The 18699-nt window shown below is 69.9% G+C and carries 19 protein-coding genes and 1 tRNA gene; 14 read left to right on the top strand and 6 right to left on the bottom strand.

What is annotated here, in order from left to right:
* Nucleotides 1-77 precede the first annotated feature (77 nt).
* From ABD987_RS07490 to ABD987_RS07470, 5 genes are all read left to right on the top strand, one after another.
* Complete coding sequence (locus ABD987_RS07490) at nt 78-551, top strand: hypothetical protein (protein ID WP_345388490.1); 474 nt, start codon at nt 78-80, stop codon at nt 549-551.
* An 88-nt stretch (nt 552-639) separates the two neighbouring features.
* Entirely contained in the window at nt 640-1083 is a 444-nt protein-coding gene (locus ABD987_RS07485; RefSeq protein WP_345388488.1) for a nuclear transport factor 2 family protein, read from the top strand.
* A 160-nt stretch (nt 1084-1243) separates the two neighbouring features.
* Nucleotides 1244-1966, top strand: coding sequence for a TetR/AcrR family transcriptional regulator (locus ABD987_RS07480; RefSeq protein ID WP_345388486.1), 723 nt, complete (start codon nt 1244-1246; stop codon nt 1964-1966).
* On the top strand, nt 1959-2609 hold the full coding sequence (locus ABD987_RS07475; protein ID WP_345388484.1) for a hypothetical protein: 651 nt from the start codon (nt 1959-1961) through the stop codon (nt 2607-2609). Before ABD987_RS07480 ends, ABD987_RS07475 begins: the two co-directional genes overlap by 8 nt.
* Nucleotides 2610-2805: 196 nt before the next feature.
* On the top strand, nt 2806-3099 hold the full coding sequence (locus tag ABD987_RS07470; RefSeq protein WP_345388482.1) for a hypothetical protein: 294 nt from the start codon (nt 2806-2808) through the stop codon (nt 3097-3099).
* Between the two features lies 1 nt (nt 3100).
* Here the strand turns inward: ABD987_RS07470 and ABD987_RS07465 are convergent, their stop codons facing one another.
* The 3 genes from ABD987_RS07465 to ABD987_RS07455 all read right to left on the bottom strand — a co-directional run bounded on the left by ABD987_RS07465 (nt 3101) and on the right by ABD987_RS07455 (nt 5951).
* Nucleotides 3101-4063 (bottom strand): alpha/beta hydrolase fold domain-containing protein, encoded by a 963-nt coding sequence (locus tag ABD987_RS07465; protein WP_345388480.1) that lies wholly within the window; start codon nt 4061-4063, stop codon nt 3101-3103.
* An 83-nt stretch (nt 4064-4146) separates the two neighbouring features.
* Complete coding sequence (locus ABD987_RS07460; protein ID WP_345388478.1) at nt 4147-5109, bottom strand: quinone oxidoreductase family protein; 963 nt, start codon at nt 5107-5109, stop codon at nt 4147-4149.
* A 197-nt stretch (nt 5110-5306) separates the two neighbouring features.
* Nucleotides 5307-5951: a hypothetical protein gene (locus tag ABD987_RS07455; protein WP_345388476.1), complete on the bottom strand. Its 645-nt coding sequence runs from the start codon at nt 5949-5951 to the stop codon at nt 5307-5309.
* Between the two features lie 191 nt (nt 5952-6142).
* Between ABD987_RS07455 and ABD987_RS07450 the strand changes: the two genes are divergently transcribed.
* The 6 genes from ABD987_RS07450 (at nt 6143) to ABD987_RS07425 (ending at nt 11631) form a co-directional block, all read left to right on the top strand.
* Entirely contained in the window at nt 6143-6793 is a 651-nt protein-coding gene (locus ABD987_RS07450; RefSeq protein WP_345388474.1) for a response regulator transcription factor, read from the top strand.
* Nucleotides 6790-7800 carry a sensor histidine kinase gene (locus ABD987_RS07445; protein ID WP_345388472.1) on the top strand — a complete coding sequence of 337 codons (1011 nt, stop codon included), beginning with the start codon at nt 6790-6792 and terminating at the stop codon, nt 7798-7800. The genes ABD987_RS07450 and ABD987_RS07445 overlap by 4 nt, the downstream gene beginning before the upstream one ends.
* Nucleotides 7801-7947: 147 nt before the next feature.
* Entirely contained in the window at nt 7948-8265 is a 318-nt protein-coding gene (locus ABD987_RS07440) for a hypothetical protein (protein WP_345388469.1), read from the top strand.
* Nucleotides 8262-9017 carry an ABC transporter ATP-binding protein gene (locus ABD987_RS07435; protein ID WP_378214264.1) on the top strand — a complete coding sequence of 252 codons (756 nt, stop codon included), beginning with the start codon at nt 8262-8264 and terminating at the stop codon, nt 9015-9017. Before ABD987_RS07440 ends, ABD987_RS07435 begins: the two co-directional genes overlap by 4 nt.
* Complete coding sequence (locus ABD987_RS07430; protein WP_345388467.1) at nt 9014-11494, top strand: FtsX-like permease family protein; 2481 nt, start codon at nt 9014-9016, stop codon at nt 11492-11494. The genes ABD987_RS07435 and ABD987_RS07430 overlap by 4 nt, the downstream gene beginning before the upstream one ends.
* A gap of 53 nt (nt 11495-11547) precedes the next feature.
* Nucleotides 11548-11631 (top strand) — tRNA-Leu (locus ABD987_RS07425).
* On the opposite strand, the gene ABD987_RS07420 is transcribed toward ABD987_RS07425, so the two are convergent.
* Entirely contained in the window at nt 11613-11786 is a 174-nt protein-coding gene (locus ABD987_RS07420) for a hypothetical protein (protein WP_345388465.1), read from the bottom strand. The two genes, ABD987_RS07425 and ABD987_RS07420, sit on opposite strands and share 19 nt — an antisense overlap.
* A 917-nt stretch (nt 11787-12703) precedes the next feature.
* Between ABD987_RS07420 and ABD987_RS07415 the strand changes: the two genes are divergently transcribed.
* Both ABD987_RS07415 and ABD987_RS07410 read left to right on the top strand, forming a co-directional pair.
* Nucleotides 12704-13276: a hypothetical protein gene (locus ABD987_RS07415; RefSeq protein ID WP_345388463.1), complete on the top strand. Its 573-nt coding sequence runs from the start codon at nt 12704-12706 to the stop codon at nt 13274-13276.
* Nucleotides 13273-13860, top strand: coding sequence for a hypothetical protein (locus ABD987_RS07410; RefSeq protein ID WP_345388461.1), 588 nt, complete (start codon nt 13273-13275; stop codon nt 13858-13860). Before ABD987_RS07415 ends, ABD987_RS07410 begins: the two co-directional genes overlap by 4 nt.
* A gap of 532 nt (nt 13861-14392) precedes the next feature.
* On the opposite strand, the gene ABD987_RS07405 is transcribed toward ABD987_RS07410, so the two are convergent.
* Complete coding sequence (locus ABD987_RS07405; RefSeq protein WP_345388459.1) at nt 14393-14938, bottom strand: CHAP domain-containing protein; 546 nt, start codon at nt 14936-14938, stop codon at nt 14393-14395.
* 189 nt (nt 14939-15127) lie between these two features.
* On the opposite strand from ABD987_RS07405, the gene ABD987_RS07400 reads away from it, so the two are divergent.
* The gene (locus ABD987_RS07400; protein WP_345388457.1) at nt 15128-17911 is read left to right on the top strand and encodes an AfsR/SARP family transcriptional regulator; all 2784 of its coding nucleotides are present in this window, start codon (nt 15128-15130) and stop codon (nt 17909-17911) included.
* A gap of 58 nt (nt 17912-17969) precedes the next feature.
* On the opposite strand, the gene ABD987_RS07395 is transcribed toward ABD987_RS07400, so the two are convergent.
* On the bottom strand, nt 17970-18635 hold the full coding sequence (locus ABD987_RS07395) for a fasciclin domain-containing protein (RefSeq protein WP_345388455.1): 666 nt from the start codon (nt 18633-18635) through the stop codon (nt 17970-17972).
* Nucleotides 18636-18699 lie beyond the last annotated feature (64 nt).

Genomic DNA, 18699 nt, shown 5'->3' with positions numbered 1-18699 from the left:
CCTTCCCTCGTCCGTCACCGGATCGGCCATGACAAATGGCACGGGTCTCCCCGGCCGGGTGCTGCTGTGGTGAAGACATGTTGCACGCGAAGAAGACCGGCCTGTCGGGCCGCGAGTACGTAATCACGCTGGACGGCAAGGAACTGACCACGTTCTCGGCGAAACGGCTGTCCGGCGGACAATTCACGCTCGGCGAAACCGGCTACCAGGTCCGGGCGCACCGGTTCACCCGTGTCCACAAGCTACTCGACGCCAACGGGCGGGTCCTGGCCGAAACCGACCGGGTGAGCCGCCGCTGGCAGCTGCGTGCCTCGGGAAAGGTGTTCTCCTTCCAGCGAAACTCGCTCGGCGGCCGGGCGTACACCCTGCTCGGCGAACGCGGCGAACCGACCGGCTCGATCACGCTGTCCGGCCCCGGCTCGGCGAGCGCGACCGCCGAACTGCCCGGGCTCGCCCCCGAACTCCAGGTGTTCGCGCTCGCCGTGGCGCTGATGCGACGGCGAAAGCGGCGTGCCGCTGCCGCGGTCCGGGCGGGCACGCTCCCCCGGTGATTCCACCGGTCCTTCGTGGATCACTCCCCGACGTCCACGCGCTCGGTAGGGTGGCCGGTGTCCCCACGGCGGTGTCCCAGGAGGTCAGGTGCTCGACATTCAGGAAATCTCCGACCGGCTGGAGATCCAGGACCTGCTGGTCGACTACGCCACCGCGATCGACTCCCGGGATTTCGAGGCGCTGGACCGGATCTTCACCGACGACGCCCACATCGACTACACGGCGTTCGGCGGCATCGCGGGAAACCTCGGCGAGGTCAAGGAATGGCTGGCAAGGACCCTCGCGATGCTGCCCGCGTTCCAGCACCTGATCGCCAATCCGGCCATCCGCGTGGACGGCGACCGGGCGACCGGCCGGGTCATGTGCCTGAACCCGCTGGCCCTCCCGGTCGAGGGCGGCGATCCGCGCATCGCGCTGCTGGGCCTGTGGTACCTCGACGAGTACGTCCGCACGCCGACGGGCTGGCGGATCTCCCGTCGCAGCGAGGAAGCCAGCTGGACACAGGGATTCGGCACCGCGGCCACGAGCTGAGCCCACCACGCGTCCACTCGGGACTCCCCGTGCCGTCAAGGCCACCTTACCGGCGTCTGACGCCCGCAAGGTGGCCTTGACGGTGCCTCGGTACGGATGACCTGGCCACCTCCGTGTTTATGGGATAAGCTGTGTTTATCACATAAACACGGAGGCTGGGGTGACGGAAGAGCACGATCCGGCGCGGACGGCGCGGGTGCTGTGGCGGGACGGGCCGAAGCCCGCCACGCGAACCAGGCTGAGTGCCGACACGATCGTCGCCTCGGCGATCGCCGTCGCCGACGCGGAAGGCCTGGCCGGTGTGTCCATGCAGCGCATCGCCGAGGTCCTCGGCTACACGGCGATGGGCCTCTACCGCCACGTGGCGAACAAGGCCACGCTCGTCGCCGCCATGACCGACACCGCCTACGGCGCGGCGCCCGCGCCCCGGCGGGCGGACGGCTGGCGGGCGGAGATCGAATCGTGGGCCACCGAGTTGTGGCGGGTCTATCAGGCTCATCCGTGGCTGGTCGAGGTTCCGACCAGGAGTGCGCCGATCGGGCCGAACGAACTGGCCTGGTTCGAGGCACTCGCCCGCCCGCTGGCCGAACTCGACGCCGCCGGCCTCGACGTCATCGGCGTCGCCACGTTCCTGTCCAGCGCTGTCCGCGATCTCGCACGCATCGCGCTCGAACTCGACGCGGACCAGACCGCCCACGCCGAGGTACTCGCCGAGCACCTCGACGGTAAGCGCTTTCCCACGTTGAGCCGGTTGTTCGGGCACGCCGGACCGGCCGACGACACCGCGGATCTCGGCCCCGCGCTCCAGCATGGCCTGCACCTGCTCCTCGACGGTATCGAACTGCGTCTCCCGACCGGGAAGGAACCGGAAAACCATGACTGAACCCCCTGTCACGCGACTCATCGGACTCAGCGGGATCGCCATCGGCGTGCTCGGCCTGGTCATCGTTCCGCTGTACTTCGTCTACGAAGACGCGCCGCCGGGATGGAACGTCCTGACCCGCGTCCTGCTCAACCTGCTCGCGGCGGTGCTGCTGCTGGTGTTCCTCGCCGCACTGCGGCAGCTGATCCGCCGCGCCCGCCCCGAATACGAGTGGCCCGCCGGGCTCATGTTCGGTGCCGGCGTCGCCTACACGACCGCGACCCTGGTCGCCGGTTCGCTCGAAGCGGGCATCGTCTTCGACGCCGGCGGCGGCGCCGTGGACCCGACCGTGCACGGCGTACTGGCCCACGCCAACGTCCTCCTGCACGGCTCGGCGAGCCGCCTGCTCACCGCCCTGCTCCTCACCGCCGCCGGGTACGCCGTACTCCGGTCCCGCGTACTGCCGCGCTGGGTGGCGGTCTCCGCGTTCGTCACCGCGGCGATCAACCTGGCCTTCGTGCCCTCGCTCTACACCTCGATCGACCCGGCCCAGTTCTACAGCGCGCTCGGCTGGGGCAACACCGCGCTGGCCGCCGCCCTGCTCACCTACTGGGCCTTCGCCGTGGGGATCAGCGCGCTCCGGATCCCGCGTCCGCGCACCTGAGCGGCCCTCCACGGCCGTTGACCTTCGGCGAGTTCGTGTTAGCCTGTCGCCATGCAGCGCCGTATGACGTCCCAGCGACTCGTAGCCCGGCGCGCCGACTGAGCCAGGTCGTCGGCGCGCGACGTCGGCGACCGCCGAATTCCTCCCGGGGCCTGGCCCGCGTTCTGTTCGTTCCCACGTTCGCGGAGAGTCACCGATGTCCCCCAGCTCTGTGCACACCCCGGCCCGCCCGATTCCCGCCGCCCGCGCGGCGATGCCGGTGCGCCGCCGGATCGCCACCTACTTCCTCGGCGGCGCGGGCGAGGTCCCGCACCTGATCGGCGCGCTGACCCAGCACGGATGCCGTGTGCACGAGCTGTCCGTGGACATCCGGGACGGGGTGCCGGAAAGCAGCATGGTCTGCGCGGTGCTCGTCGCCGCCGACGAGACCGAGATCCTGCTCGACCGCCTCCGGCGGCTCCCGGCCGTCGCCTCGGCCGAACTCGCGTAGGTCAGCGGGCGAGCAGGCGTTCGAGCCAGGACTCCCGCGCGGCGAGGCAGGCCCGCGCCGCCGCGGACTCCGGGGCGAGGTCGTAGAACCCGTGGAAGGCCCCGCCCCAGACGTGCAGTTCCGCGTCGCCACCGGCGGCCCAGATCGCGCTCGCGAAGGCGACCGCCTCGTCACGGAACACCTCGGCCGCCGCGACGTCGACGAAGGTCGGCGGCAGCCCGCTCAGGTCGGTGGCGCGGGCGGGCGCCGCGTAGGGCGAGACGTCGGCGGTGCCGCGGCGTTCCCCCAGCACCGCCGTCCACGCCGTCCGGTTGCTCGTGCGGTCCCAGACCCCGATCCCGTCGAACTGGCGCGAGGACACGGTCTCGTCGCGGTCGTCGATCATCGGGCACTGCACCAGCTGTCCGAACAGGGCCGGGCCGCCCCGGTCCCGCGCGAGCAGCGTGGTCCCGGCGGCGAGCCCGCCCCCGCCGCTGCCGCCGAAGACGACCAGCCGGGCGGGGTCGAAGCCCAGCTCGTCCGCGTGCGCGGCCGTCCAGCACAGCCCGGCGTAGCAGTCCTCGACGGGAACCGGGTCGGGATGTTCGGGCGCGAGCCGGAACTCGACCGTCACCGCGACCGCGTCGAACTTCATCGCCCAGTCCACGAGCGGATGCGCCGAGGCGAACCGGTCGCCCATGACCATGCCCCCGCCGTGGATGTGGTAGATCCCCGGTCCCCCGGCCACGTGGTCCGCACGGGACAGGACGGAGATCGCGATCTCGGCCCCGCCGTACCCGGGGATCGTGCGGGTCACGCACCGGACCGGCCGGTCGCCGATCTGCTCTTCCATCGTGGGAAAGGGAAACGCGCGGAAGTGGCCGAGCAACTCGGGTGTCATGCCGACCGGGACGTGGCCGTCGAGCTCCCTCAGCACGGCGGCGAGTTCCGGATCGAAGGGCGGGCGGGGGATTTCCGGCGTCATGGGCACTCCTGGGAGGTCTGCCGGGACACTACCAACGCGCCGGGCCCGGCGCACCGTCCTTTTCGGACCGATCGGCGCCTCGCTCAGGGCACCAGCAGCAACTTCCCCGTGGTACGGCGGGATTCGATGTCGCGATGCGCCCGCGCGGCGTCGGCGAGCGCGTACCGGCCGCCGACCCGGACCCTCAGCTGTCCCGTGCGGACGAGGTCGAAGATCTCGCCGGTCCGCCGGACCAGCGCTTCCCGTGTCGGGACGTGATCGGCGACCACCGGATAGGACAGCAGGATACTGCTCGGCAGGTCCATCGGGCGGAACGTCGGATTGCCGATGAGCACGCCGTAGTAGACGTGCACGCCGTGCCTGCGCAGGGCGAGCTGCGAGGAACGGAACGCCTCCGCGCCGCTGCCGTCGTACACCACGTGCGCGCCCTCGCCGCCGGTGAGCTCGCGCACGCGGTCCTCGAAACCGCCGCCGCTGGACACGAGCACGTGGTCGGCACCGGCCTCCTTCGCCACCGGCACCTTGTCCTCGCGGGAAACCAGGCCGATCACCGTGCCGCCCCGCGCCTTGACCATCTGGGTCAGCAGCAGTCCGACCCCGCCCGCGGCGGCGTGCACGACGGCCGTGTCGCCGGGTTGGACGGCGTAGGTCTCGGTGGTGAAGTGGTGGGCGGTCAGGCCCTGCATCATGACGGACGCGGCGGTCTCGTCGTCGATGTCGCCGGGCACACGCACCAGCGAGGCCGCCGGGATGGCGAGCTGCTCGGCGTAGCTGCCCGGGTGGTAGTACCAGGCGACCCGGTCGCCGACGGCGAGGTCGTCGACGCCCTCGCCCAGCGCGGTCACCACGCCCACGCCCTCGACGCCCAGCGCGGTGGGCATCGACCAGGAGGTGACCGGGCCCCGCCGGACCCCGGTGTCCATGTAGTTCACCCCGGCCGCCCGCAGCCGCACCAGGACCTCGCCGGGACCCGGCTCGGGGTCGGGGAACTCGGTCCAGGTCATGACCTCCGGACCGCCGTACTCGCGTGCGAACACCGCGTGCATCAGAACCTTCTCTCGTCTCGAACAACCGACGACGCGAAGGTAAGCCGGAAAAAATGGACCCGCAAGTACAGAAACTTCCCCCGCTCCCCGTCCCCACCCTCGGACGCCGTGAAGGCCTCCTTCACAGCGCTCAACACTGTGAAGGAGGCCTTCACGGAACTCAGCGCGGGTAAGGGGGCCTTCACGGAACTCCGGGGTCAGCGGCAGGGCGGGGTGTAGCCGTCGATGCGCAGGCCGCGGAAGTCGAGCTTGTTCGGGGTCTTGCCGACGAAGACCAGCCCGCGCGCCTCGCCCAGCGCCGAGGCGAACGAGTACGACGGCTTGCCCAGCTCGGGCAGCCACGTCCAGGAGTCCGGCGCGAAGCCGAAGAACGTCGTCACGATCTTCCCGCCGGTCGCCGGAATCCGCGTCAGCCATTTGTCGCCGCCGCTCCAGTGCGAGGCCGGGCGCAGCTGGACGTAGAGGTCTTCGTCCGCGCTGTAGGTCAGCCAGAAACCGGACGACGCGGACAGATCGGCCTGCGCCTCGAACTGGTTTCCGAGCCACACCACGGCGACGTGCCACTCGTTGTTGAGGAAGGTCACCTTCGCCGCGTACCGGCCACCTTCGGGAACCAGCAGGCTTCCGGTGCGCGGCACGGTGGTGCCCTCACCGCTGGCCAGCCACTGCTGCAACCGGTCGATCGACGGCGTGGCGCACTCGCCGCGCCGGGCGGGCAACGCGCCTTCCGGCGCTCCGGACGGCGTGCTCGCCTGCGCGGCCGCCCCCGGCACGCTCAGCGAAATCATCAGCACGAACGCGAAGGTGATCGCTGTGCGAACCTGTTTCGTAACTGCGCGCATTTTCGAAAAATTAGCACAACCGGTGAGAAGCCGTCAGTACCGAAAACCCCGCCTTCGTGGTGTTCACGACGGATATTCCCGTTCACCGGGACCGGCCGCTCCCGGGCGGCGCTGCGGGCCGGATCCGCCTGTCCACAGTGGAATCACGAATTCCCCGGTCGCGGACCCGCCCGGCTGGCTAGGCTGGGCCGATGAGGGTGATCATCGCGGAGGACCTCGCGCTGCTGCGCGAGGGCATCGTGCGCCTGCTTTCCGCGCATGGCTTCGAGGTCGTGGCCGCGCTGGAGGACGGGGCCCAGCTGGCCGACAAGCTGGTCGAGCTGCGCCCGGACGTGGCGGTGGTGGACGTCCGGCTGCCGCCGACGTTCACCGACGAGGGCCTCCAGGCGGCGATCGCGGCGCGGCGGCGGGTCCCCGGGCTGCCGATCCTGATCCTTTCGCAGTACGTCGAGCAGATCTACGCGCGCGAGCTGGTCGCGGACGGCACGGGCGGGGTGGGTTACCTGCTCAAGGACCGGGTGTCGGACGTGGACGCGTTCGTCGAGGCGGTGCGCCGCGTGGCGGGTGGCGGGACGGCGCTGGACCCGACGGTGATCTCGAAGCTGTTGCACGCCAAGCAGCGGGTACTGCCGCTGGACCGGCTCAGCCCGCGCGAGCGGGAGGTGCTCGCGCACATGGCGCAGGGACGGTCCAACGCGGCGATCGGGGCGGCGCTGGTGATCACCGAAAAGGCCGTCGGCAAGCACACCGCGAGCATCTTCACCAAGCTGGACCTGCCGGTGTCCGAGGACGACAACCGGCGCGTGCTCGCCGTGCTGGCCTACCTGAACGGCGCGACGTGACCCTCCGGCGCGGGCTGGTCGTACCGGCGGTGGCGGTGGTACTGGCCGTCGCCGCGCTGGTGGTCTGGACCATGACCGGTGGCGAGGAATTCTGGCCGAGGTGGGTGTGGTTCGGCCTCGGCGCGGCGCTGATCGCGCTGGCACTGGCCGGGCGGATCCGGCGGACTCCCGCGGGCAGGCGCCGCTGGCTGGTCGCCGACGGCGCGCTGCTGGTGTTCCTCTCCCCGGTCGAGATCACCGTGTGGCTGCTGTCCGGGCAGGGATTCTTCTGGCCGGTGTACTCGCTGGTCACGATGTCGGTGGTGTTCGGCGCGCACGTCTGGTTCGTGGCCCGCCGTCCCGACCCGCGCGAGCGCGAGCTGAGCGCGCGGGTGGACACGCTGACGCGGACCCGGCGTGGCGCGGTGGACAGCCAGGCGGCCGAGCTGCGGCGCATCGAACGCGATCTGCACGACGGCGCACAGGCCAGGATGGTGTCCACGGCGTTGAACATCGGGATCGCGCAGAGCCTGCTGCGGACCGATCCCGCCCAGGCGTCGCGGATCCTCGACGACGCGCGGACGGCGGCGACCGGCGCGCTCCAGGACCTGCGCGGTGTCATGCAGGGCATCTACCCGTCGGTGCTGTCCGACCGCGGGCTCGGCGGCGCGGTGCGCGCGCTGGTCTACGACCTGGTGATCCCGGTGCGGGTGGACGGGGACCCGCCGGGGAACCTGCCCGCGGCCGCACAGGCCGCGATGTACTTCGCGGTGTCCGAATGCCTTGCCAACGCGGTGAAACACGGCCAGGCCGAACGCGGCTGGGTCGAGTTCCGGACCGCGCGCGGCCGGCTCGTGGCGGTGGTCGGCGACGACGGTGTCGGCGGGGCGTCGACCGCCGGCGGCACCGGGCTGCTCGGCATCACCGAACGGCTGGCCGCGTTCGACGGCACACTGGACGTGCACAGCCCGGCGGGCGGCCCCACCGTGGTCACCCTCACGGTGCCGCTGGAGGACCAGCCGGCCTGAGGGCGTCCGGCGGCGCCGCCACAGGGGGTCTAACCCCCCTGTTTTCCGCCCCCTCTCGGGGGTTCAGTCCTCCTGTCCGCGCCGCCCCGCGTTCCTAATCTCGTTGGTGTCAGAAGTTCTTACCCGGCACCGAAACGAGCCGACACCATGCGTACCACCACCGCCGCTCTGTCCGGCCTGCTCCGTCCGAACACGACACCGTCCGCACTGGACACCGTGGCCAGGGCCGTCACCCTCGTCTGGCTGGCGGGCACCACGGCCACCTTCGTCGTCTGGCTGCTCGTCTGCCTGATCAGCTCGTCCTTCGACGGGCCGTGGTGGCTGTGGTTCGGCTGCGTCGGCGGGGCGATCTCCGCCGGGCTGCGCGTGGCCGCCCGCAACCACCGCCCGGCACCCCGGACCGCCACCGTCGCCGTTTCCCCGGCGCGCAACGGTTCCGCCGACCAGGACGGGGAGGACTGGTGAACCAGCCCCCAGTGGTGCTGAGCGGAGTGAGCCGCCGCTACGGCGACGGACCCACCGCGACGCTCGCCCTCGACGACGTGACGACCTCGTGCCCGGCCGGGTCGCTGACCGCGGTGATGGGCCCGTCCGGATCGGGCAAGAGCACCCTGCTGCACGTGGCCGCCGGGCTGGACCGGGTCGACGCCGGATCGGTCACCCTCGCCGGCGTCGACCTGTCCGGGCTGGACGAAACCTCGCTGACCCGGGTCCGCCGCGAGCACGCGTCGTTCGTGTTCCAGGCCTACAACCTGATGCCCGCGCTGACCGTCCGGCAGAACGTGTCGCTGCCGCTGCTGCTGGCCGGCCGCGAGATCGACCGCAACCAGGTGTCCGAGGTGCTCGACCGGGTCGGGCTGGCCGCGCTGGCCGGCCGCAGGCCCGCCGAACTGTCCGGCGGGCAGCAGCAACGGGTCGCGATCGCGCGGGCCGTGCTCACCCGGCCCGCGGTCGTGTTCGCCGACGAGCCGACCGGCGCGCTGGACACCCAGACCGCCGCGGCCGTGCTGGAACTGCTCCGCGACCAGGTGCGCACGCTCGGCCAGACCGTACTGATGGTCACCCACGATCCCGTCGCGGCCACCTACGCGGACCGGCTGCTCTACCTGGTGGACGGCCGGGTCGCCGCCGAAACCGGCCGCGCCGACGCCGCGACCATCGCCTCCACCATCGCACGGCTGAGCAGCCTTTCCGCCCGTACCGGGAGCCTTCGATGATCCGCCTCGCCCTCACCTCCGTGCGGCACCGGCTCGCCGCCGTCCTCGCCACCTTCCTCGCCGTGGTCATCGGCACCGGGCTGGTCATCGCCTGCGGTGGCGTGCTGGAGACCGCGATCCGGCTCGACGCGCCCCCGCAACGGCTGGACGGCGCGCCCGTGGTCGTCGCCGGGCCCGGCGAGTACGAGTTCGCCGACCACTCCGAAAGCATTGCGCTGCCCGAGCGGCCGACGCTCGACCCCGCGCTGCTGCCGCGCGTCGCCGCCGTCCCCGGTGTCGCCCGCGCCGTCGGGGACGCCACGTTCCCCGCCGTGCCGCTCGGGCCGGACGGCCCGGTGACCCGGGGTGCCGAACCGGCCACCGGGCACGCCTGGTCCGCCGCCGCGCTCACCCCCTACACCCTGACGGGCCGGGCCCCGGCGGCCGCCGACGAGGTCGTCCTCGACGCGGACACCGCCGCGGCGGCCGGAGCCCGCGCCGGGGACCGGATCCAGGTGGCCGTCGACGGCACTCCCGCGACCTACCTGGTCACCGGCCTGGCCCGCGCCGACCGCCCGGTGAACGCGGCCGCGCTGTTCTTCGCCGACGCGCGCGGGCACGCCCCGAACGTCCTCGGCGTGTATCCCGCCCCCGGCACCTCGGCCACCGCGCTCGCCGACACCCTGCGTCAGGCGCTACCGGCCGACGTGACCGTCCGGACCGGGGACGAGCGCGGCGGCGCCGAGTTCGTCGGCGTCGCCGGGAGCAGGCTGCCGCTGTTCATCCTCGCCGGCGCGTTCGGCGGGCTGCTCGTGGTGATGATGGCCATCGTCGTCGCCGCGACCACGACGCTGTCGATCCGTCGGCGGCACCGCGAACTGGCCCTGCTGCGCGCCACCGGCGCCACTCCCGGGCAGGCCCGCAAGCTGGTCATGACCGAAGCCCTCGTGGTCGCCGCGCTCGGCGCCGTGGCGGGCGCCGTGCTCGGCCTCGTCACCGGCGGAACGATGGCCGATCAGCTGCGCTCCCGCCAGGTGATCCCGGCCGGGCTGGAGTTCCACCAGGGCCCGCTGACCTACGCCGCCGGAGTGCTGATCGCGCTCGGCGCGGTGTGGCTGTCCACCCGGCTCGCCGCCCGTCCCGCCGAGCGGGTGTCGGCGATCGAAGCACTGCGCGAGGCCGCGCTGCCCGAGGTGCGCGTGCACCCGCTGCGCCGCGTACTGGCCGCGATACTGGCGATCGGCACGGCCGGGCTCGCCGTCGCGACGATGTTCATGAGCCCGGCCGACTCCAGCGCGCTCGGCGGCCCGGCCGTGCTCACCGGCGCGATCGCCGTCGCGCTGGTCGGCCCGCTCGTCGTGCGGCGCGTGGCGAACCGGTACGGCCGGGCACAGCGCACCGCGACCGGCAGGCTCGCCACGGTCAACCTGCGGGTCCGCGCCGTGCAGTACGGCGCGGTGCTCACCCCGATCACCATCGCCACCTCGATCGCGCTGGGCAACATCTACGCGCAGACCACCCAGGACGACGCCGCGCGGGCGGCGTACCTGGACCGGCTGCAGGCCGACGTCGTCGTGACCGGCGGTGTCCCGGCGGGCACCGCCGAGCGGCTGTCCCGGCTCCCCGGCGTGCGCGGCGCGAGCGAACTGGTCACCAGCCAGGGCTGGCTGGAAAAGCCGTTCGACGACGCGCACACCAGCGACCCCCTGCGCCTCATCGGCCTCAGCCGCCCCACCGGCGACCCCGTCTACACCGGCGACGTCCGGGACGGCACCCTCGCCGACCTGCGCCCCGGCACCGTCGCGCTTCCCCTCACCCTGGCCGAAAACCTCGGCGTGCACCCGCGCGACCGCGTGACCGTCCGCCTGGGCGACGGGGCCCGGATCGAGGCCGAGGTCGTGGCGCTGCTGGAACAACCGAGCGGCTACGAACAGCTGGTACTGCCCGCCGAGGTCCTCGCCGCACACACCACCGGACGGCTCGCCCCCGATCTGCTGCTGCGCACCGCCGATCCGGCGACCGTCGCGGCCGAAGTCCGTCGAGAACTGCCCGCGGCCGCCGCCGTCGGCGGCACCGAACTGCTCCGCGCCGAGTTCGACGCCGGCCTCGGAGTCCAGGCGTCGATCAACTACCTGATCGCCGCGCTCGCCCTCGCCTACGCCGCGCTCGCCACCATCAACACCCTCGCCGTCGCCATCCTCGACCGGCGACGAGAATTCGGCCTGCAACGCCTGACCGGCACCACCCGCCGCGAGGTCACCCGCATGCTGTACCGCGAAGTCGGCCTGGTCGGCGTACTCGGCTACGGCACCGGCGCGATCATCGCCGCGCTCACCGTCTGGCCCATCGCCGTCTCCAGCGGACAGCTACTCCCCTCCGGCCCCCTGTGGGTCCTGCTGGCGAGCGCCGCCCTGGTGGGCCTGCTGCTGGTCCCGGTCACCGCGATCACCGCGCGCCTGGCCATGCGCCAGCCCGCGGCCGCCGCCGTGGCCACCTGACCGGGGCCCGCTCCGCTGCGTTACCGGCGAGATGTATACTGCCTACTACGCAGGTCCGAGTGGCGGAATGGCAGACGCGCTAGCTTGAGGTGCTAGTGCCCTTAACGGGCGTGGGGGTTCAAGTCCCCCTTCGGACACACGCACTATCTACACCCGGGCTGGTCGTCGCGTAGACGGCCAGCTCTTTTGATTCGTAGCGCAGTTCGAGGTTCAGCCGCTGGTAGAGCCGGGCCAACCCAGCGGGCTTGGTGTCGGCGAGTGCCGCGCCGACGTCACCAAGCGAATCGACCATCGCGTAGATCTCCCCGTCCGTGACTGCGCGTTCTGCTGGTGTGCTCTCCAGTTCGGCTCTCGCCGTGGCCTGCCCTGCTTGCGCCTGGTTCATCTACTCGACCAGTGCTGTTGGGTCGACTCCGGCGCCGTACGGCCTCTTGGACGCTCCAGTGTTCCTCCCGCCGACTCGAGCAGTGCCGCAGCCGTCTGGTCGACGTTGTCATGCTCGAGCAGCTGCCCGATCCAGCCATTGAGCGCCTCCACTACCACGCTTTCTTGAGGTTCACGGTTTTCAGGTGATCGGCGAGCAGCGCGGAGCCGGGTGTCATCATGCGTGCCGTGCACCGGTAGTACGTGCCCTTTCGGTTGCTCGCGCTCTGCATCTTTCGGTGGAAGTATCCACATCGGACCACTTCGCGCAGCAGATAGGTTCACGCGGTGCTGCAGGCGCCGCGCTCTGCCTTCGTCGCCGTGGTCATCCGCCGCTTACCTTTGAGCTCCGGAGACGCCGCGCGTGCGTGAACGTCTCGACGGAGTCGAGCTCCGAGCGCGCCTGGGTCCGCGAGCGGACAATGCGATCCGGGGCCGCGGTGTTCTTGTTCTGTACAAACCACGCGCATCTTGATGCGCTCGGCAACGAGGAGGTTCGTCGCGCATCGGTCACCACAGAGCGCGCACGCGGTGGCTATCGCAAGTCCGGTCAGGAGCTTGCGTAGCCTTTTCCTGCTCGATACGAGCTTTGACACTGGTGACAGCATCAAGCTCAGCGAGGCGGCGCTCGCTTGCGACCTCACCTCCGCCGACTCGCAGAGTGCCCGGTTCGGCCTAGGTCAGACACCGTTAAGAAGGCACACGCGGGACACGACCAGGTAAAGGAAAGGCACCGGGTCGTAACGACCGAGCCAATTGCGGACGACTCGAAGAGCGGAGGTGTCCGTGAACAAGACCTTGCGAGGGGCGAACACAACGCCACAAACCACGCTGCGCAACCTGCAGAGATCACGCGTACGACTGCTACGGAAACTCAGTGAGGGCGACGACCGTCAGGCGGCCAAGATCGGCCGTCGCGCCCTGGCCAAGGCCAATCGAACGGTCACCACTGGACAGGCGCTTCCCCATCGCCTCAGCGTGCCTTCGCAAGAGCTCGCATCGATCATCAAGGTTGACATCGAAGTCGCCGACGCCATCCGAGCGCAGGATGTGGAGTTGGTCGTCAAGGGCATCCACAACGCTTTCCGATTGGCGGGGCACTCGTCCCAGTCCCTGACTCCGGCAACGAAACTGGTCACTACCTCCCACCTGCCACCAGCGCAAGTAGCGCAGCTGATCGAGTACCTCAATGCTCCAGCTGTCATAGCCAAAGAGGATGTGAGTCCCGCGGCGAAGCCGACGGCCCTGCTGTTCCTGGAATACGTCCATCAAGATCCTCTGGGACTGAAAGCCTGTCGGCACGGAAACTCGTCGATCAGCGGCCTGTGTCACAAACCACCATGTCCGGAGGCACCGTGACCTGGTTCGTTCTCTTCGCCGCAGCGTTGGCAACTGGGCGTGCCGTGTGGATCGCTGACTACCTACGCCGATGTGCGAAGGCCGCACCTGGCCATGGAATCGACAAGATCAAAGCAGCCACCAAAGGCATCAGGACCACCACCACCTCCAAGCTTATCGGCTACCACGATGAAACCCTCCACAAAACCACGCTCGGATTGAGCGAGCGCCAGCTCGACACCTCGCTGGTCGGTGGCTCGGTCGCATTGGCAGCCTGGACGCAGCTTTTTGTTTCTTCCGACAGCACACGGGGATCACATCTCAGCAACACCAGTCTATCTCTATTATTTATCGGCGCTCTAGCGCTGATCTCAGCTCCCATTCTCTTTCGCACGGAAGGTATTCACCTGACGTACGTCGGCCGCGAAAGCGGCTCGTATGTCGGGTTCGGATTGGTGATCCTAAGCCTCCTGTCCATGGCTGCGGACCTCTCCATAAACTGGTTTGTCACCGTTCTCGTCGTCCTACTCGGAGTACTCTTGACGGTACGAGACGTTATCGAGGTGACCCGCCACGTACAGCTCCAGCACGACTTCACTTTCTGAAACGACGGAGTCGCTGCCAGCCAAATTGCAAGCGTGACCACAGCTGCACCGAGGTCAAAGGCTACAAGCGCGACGCCAGCAGAAACGACCTATTCGCGGTCGCAGAGTATGCAAGAGTTTTGTTCTGCAGAACGGGCCGAAGCATCTTCAGCTGAAGGGCGCTTGAACCACGCTGGCAGACACGGCAACCACTGCTCTCCAGGTATTCGCTCTCGCGAGCAGCCCAGCAGCGGCGCAAACCTCCTCCAAAGCAGCATTTGCGACGTGCTCGGCCGCACGCCGCATGAGTTCGTCTCGCCAGAGGCCCCATGACGCGACCCCACCTGCAAGCGCAGACCGCTGACGAGCGTCAGGCAACGTCACCCGCTAGCTTCGGGGCGGATGACTACCGGCCTACGGGAAATCTTCCATGGTCGAGGGTTCAAGACCCCTTTGAAGACTCAACCAGAGGATAGACACGCCGCCAGGGTTGTCCCAGCCGGAAACCGGCTGGGACAACCCTGGTTTTCAGTCGTTCAGTCGAAATGGCCGGTCAGCCGACGGGAGCCGCGTACCCGGAGATCGAACTACCCGGTTTGAAGGTGGTGTCGCCCACGCGATCGCCGTAGTTGCCGGAGATCACGGTGACCTTGCCGGTGGTCTTGTTCACCGCCGTGACGATGCCGACGTGCTTCGCGTAGGTTCCTGCCGAGTTCAGGTTGTACACGATGGCGTCACCGGCTTTCACCCCCGAGATACTGGAGCCGCTGTTCCACGTCCCATGCTTCTTGCCGTAGCTGTAGAGGCTCGCCGCGCGCGCATCGATTCCCGTGGTATTGACCCCCGCCTTTTTCCAGACGTACTTCAGGAAGTCGGCGCACCACGCTTCGGCTCGCCACTTGCCCCCCGGACCGCACTTCGTCCCGGTGCCCAGCTGGCCGCTGTAGAAGTTGCAGTTCTTTCCCCACTTTTCGCGGTTGTGGTCCGCGTTGGCCAGTTCGGCCTTCGCGACGCTGACGATCTTCTGCCTCGTGGTGGCCTGCGCGTCGGCGTCGGATGCCGACGCGAGTCCGGCGCTGCCGAAGGTCAGCGCGGCCATCGTCGCCAGGGTGATCGCCAGCTGCGTGAATCGCCGTCTCATTTGCCCTCCTGTATGGAAAGTTGTTCACCAGTCCCCCCTTGCGCACACCACGCTGCTTGCCGAACCTGGGAAGAATCTGCAATGTTTCTGGTTTCCGCTGGTGGGCCGCGCGGGAGGCGTGCGGACGAACGGTCGAGGGGGAAGACCGTGCCGATCGAGTTGTGGCTGTTGGGATCGATCGAGGTCCGGGTGGACGGCGAGGTCGTCGAGGTGGGACCCGCCCGGCAACGCAGTGTGCTCGCGGCTCTGGCCGTGGACGCGAACGAGGTGGTGCCGATCGATCAGCTCGTCGACCGGGTCTGGGGCGATCACCCGCCGCAGACCGCGCGGGACACCCTGTACGGGTACCTCCACCGCCTGCGACGGGCGCTGTCGGGCATCACCGGGATCAGCATCGAGCGCAGATCCGGGGGCTACCTGCTCACCATCGATCCGGCAGCGGTCGATCTGGTGCGGTTCGGTCACCTGATCGGTTCGGCCCGTGCCGCCGACGACGACGAACGCGCGCTGGGCTTCCTGGACGAAGCCCTGGCCCTGTGGCGGGGCGAGCCTTTGGCAGCGCTGGACACCCCGTGGTTCGACACCGTCCGCCGGAGGCTGGAACAGGACCGGCGCGCCGCCGAAAGCCATCGCGCGGAGCTGGCACTGCGCAACGGCAGGCACGGCGAAATGGTGAGTGTGCTGCACCAGCTCGCCGAAACGCACCCACTGGACGAACGGCTGGCCGAGCACCTGATGTCGGCGCTGTATCTGAGCGGACGTCACGCCGACGCCCTGAACCACTACCAGCTCCTGCGCCGCACACTCGTGGAGGAACTGGGGACCGAACCCAACGCGCGGGTGCAGGAGCTGTACCAGCGCATCCTGCACGACGAACCGGGCTTCGAGCAGCCCGCCGCGATGAGCCCGATTCCGGTGCCGCGCCAGCTGCCCGCGGCACCCCGGGGGTTCACCGGGCGGCGCGAGGAACTCCACCACCTCGACGAGATCATGGGGTCAAGCCGGGAGTCAGAGCTGAGGCTGGCGGTGCTCGACGGTCCCGGCGGCATGGGCAAGACCTGGCTCGCCCTGACCTGGGCGCAGACCGCCGCCGACCGGTTTCCCGACGGACACCTGTTCGCAGACCTGCGGGGATTCAGCCCCACCGAGGTGCCGACAGATCCAACGACGGTACTGCGCGGGTTCCTCGCGGCGCTGGGGGTCGCCTCCGACGCCGTACCGTCCGACCCGCAGGCGCAGACCGGGCTGTTCCGCAGCCTGGTGGCCGACAAGCAGCTGCTCGTCGTACTCGACAACGCGCGCAGCGCCGGCCAGGTGGCGCCGTTGCTGCCGGGGAGTTCCCGCTGCATGGTGCTGATCACCAGCCGCAACCGGCTCACCGAACTCCTGACCCGCCACAGCGCCAGTGCGGTGCGGGTGAACGTGCTGTCCGACGAGGAGGCCCGGCAGTCGCTCGCGGCTCGGCTCGGCCGGGCACGGGTGGCGGCGGAACCGGACGCGGCGTCGGCGCTGATCGCACGGTGCGGGCAGTTCCCGCTGGCACTGGGGATCGTGGCGAACCGTGCCGCGGCCTACCCCGGTTTCCCCCTGGCCGCGCTCGCGGACGAACTGCGCGATGTCACCACCCGGCTCGCCGTGCTGGACGACGACAATCCCGCCAGCAGCCTGCCCGCGGTGCTGTCGTGGTCCCACAACACCTTGACACCACGGCAGGCGCGCGTGTTCGCACTGCTGGGCCTGGCTCCGGGGCCCGACATCGGGCTGTCCGCCGCCACCGCGCTCACCGGCCTGCCCACCCCGGATCTCCGGACAGTGCTGCGCGCCCTGGAGGATCTGCACCTCGTGGAACAGCACGTCCCCGGTCGATGGCGTGCCCACGACCTGATCAAGCTGTACGCCGCCGAGCGCGCCGGGCACGATCTCTCCGAGGACGACCGGACCGAATCCCAGCGGCGTCTTCTGGACTTCTACCTCCACACCGCCTACGCGGCCGATCGCCTGCTGGAACCCCATGGGTCCTCGATCAGCCTGGCCGAGCCCGTCGCGGGAGCCAGGCCACAACCACTGGCGCGGCTGGCCGACGCGATACGGTGGTTCAGCACCGAACACCAGGTGCTGCTGGCCGCCCAGCAGTGCGCCGCGAGCCTCGGCCGGCACACCCATGTCTGGCAGCTGGCCTGGGCACTGGACAATTTCCACTACCGTCAAGGGCCCGTTCAGGCCGAGCTGGCCATGTGGCGGGCCGGCCTGACCGCGGCGAATCACCTCGACGACGTCGATATCCGCATACTGGCCCACCGGGGACTCGGCCACGCCGCCGCCGATGCCCGGTTGCACGACGAAGCGACGGAGAACCTGACCCAGGCACTCAAGCTGGCCGAGCACGCGGACGACCGCGACGCCCAGGCCCGTGCCTATCACATCCTCGCCCGGGTCCACGACGACCAGGGAGACCATCGGCAGGCACTGAAGCACGCCACCACCGCGCTGAACCTCTACCGCACGCTCGACCTCCCGTTCCAGGAGGCCGCCGCGCTCAACGAGGTCGGCTGGCAACAGGCACAGCTCGGGCAGTACGACTCCGCGCTCGCCCACTGCGGCGCCGCGCTGGAGCTGACCCGCCGTCACAACTACCAGGACTTCGAGGCCGCCTCGCTGGACAGCCTGGGCTACATCGCCTATCACACCGGTGAGCACGCACTCGCTTTGGAGCGCTACCAGCAGGCCCTCGTCCTCTACCGGGCTCTTGGCCACACCTACAGCGAGGCCGAGACCCTCGAATACCTCGGCCTGACCCATCGCGCACTGGGCCACCACGAGGACGCGAGGTACCTGTGGCGGCGGTCCATCCAGCTGTTCGAGGCCCACCATCGCCACCAGGACGCGCAACGCGTCGAGGAATACCTCGCCGCGTTGCCCGACGACACGTGAGTTCCGCAGGAGCGACCGGGCCGGGGCGAAACGTACCCCGGCCCGGTCGCGCCGCGGGCTACTTGCCGGGGGTGAGGACCTTGTCGATGACGAAGACGGTGGCGTTCTTGGTGGGGATGTTGCCGCACAGGATCTTCGCGCCATTGACGGTCATGTTCTCGCCGGTGCCTTCGATCTTGACCGGGCCGCCCGAGGTGTTCAGCGTGTTCACGGTACCGGCGGCGGCCAGGCCCTTGGCGTCGTAACGCTTTCCGGTGACGTGGTACTGGAGGATCGGGGCGAGCTGGTCGGGATGGGCGGCCAGTTCCTTGAACTTCGCGTCGCCGAGTGCGTCGAAGGCGGGGTCAGCGGGCGCGAAGACGGTGATCGCGGACTGGCTGTTGAGCGTGTCGACCAGGTTGGTGGCCTTGACCGCCGCGACCAGCTTGGTCAGCAGCGGGTTGGTCGAGGCCGCCGACGCGACCGGCATCGGGCCCATCGAGTCCAGGCTGCCGGGGGCGTTTCCCTGCGGCAGTTTCGAGCACGCGGGGCCGAAGACATCGGCGTTGGTCGTCACGCCGTCACCCGAAGCCGCGCTGCTCGGGGAGGCGCTGGTGGGGGCGCTGCTCGACGGCGCGGGCGCCGAGGAGCTGGTACCGCCGCTTCCGGAGTCGGTCCCGCACGCGGTGAGCGTCAGGAGCGCGGCCGCGGCGGCGACGGTTCCCGTCACACGGATCTTGTTCACGTGAATCCCTCCAAAGTGGACACCGTGGCTCGCGCCACGGTTCTGTCCGGTAATCGGTGCCGCA

It is taken from the genome of Amycolatopsis samaneae (assembly GCF_039541975.1).
GTDB lineage: Bacteria > Actinomycetota > Actinomycetes > Mycobacteriales > Pseudonocardiaceae > Amycolatopsis > Amycolatopsis samaneae.
This window is presented reverse-complemented; position numbering and strand designations above follow the sequence as displayed.

Excerpts from the sequence above, each read along its gene's own strand:
- ABD987_RS07490 (WP_345388490.1), top strand. The coding sequence starts at position 78 with ATGTTGCACGCGAAGAAGACCGGCCTGTCGGGCCGCGAGTACGTAATC.
- ABD987_RS07440 (WP_345388469.1), top strand. The coding sequence starts at position 7,948 with ATGCGTACCACCACCGCCGCTCTGTCCGGCCTGCTCCGTCCGAACACG.
- ABD987_RS07470 (WP_345388482.1), top strand. The coding sequence starts at position 2,806 with ATGTCCCCCAGCTCTGTGCACACCCCGGCCCGCCCGATTCCCGCCGCC.
- ABD987_RS07465 (WP_345388480.1), bottom strand. The coding sequence starts at position 4,063 with ATGACGCCGGAAATCCCCCGCCCGCCCTTCGATCCGGAACTCGCCGCC.
- ABD987_RS07420 (WP_345388465.1), bottom strand. The coding sequence starts at position 11,786 with ATGGTCGATTCGCTTGGTGACGTCGGCGCGGCACTCGCCGACACCAAG.
- ABD987_RS07450 (WP_345388474.1), top strand. The coding sequence starts at position 6,143 with ATGAGGGTGATCATCGCGGAGGACCTCGCGCTGCTGCGCGAGGGCATC.
- ABD987_RS07405 (WP_345388459.1), bottom strand. The coding sequence starts at position 14,938 with ATGGCCGCGCTGACCTTCGGCAGCGCCGGACTCGCGTCGGCATCCGAC.
- ABD987_RS07455 (WP_345388476.1), bottom strand. The coding sequence starts at position 5,951 with ATGCGCGCAGTTACGAAACAGGTTCGCACAGCGATCACCTTCGCGTTC.
- ABD987_RS07460 (WP_345388478.1), bottom strand. The coding sequence starts at position 5,109 with ATGCACGCGGTGTTCGCACGCGAGTACGGCGGTCCGGAGGTCATGACC.
- ABD987_RS07430 (WP_345388467.1), top strand. The coding sequence starts at position 9,014 with ATGATCCGCCTCGCCCTCACCTCCGTGCGGCACCGGCTCGCCGCCGTC.
- ABD987_RS07475 (WP_345388484.1), top strand. The coding sequence starts at position 1,959 with ATGACTGAACCCCCTGTCACGCGACTCATCGGACTCAGCGGGATCGCC.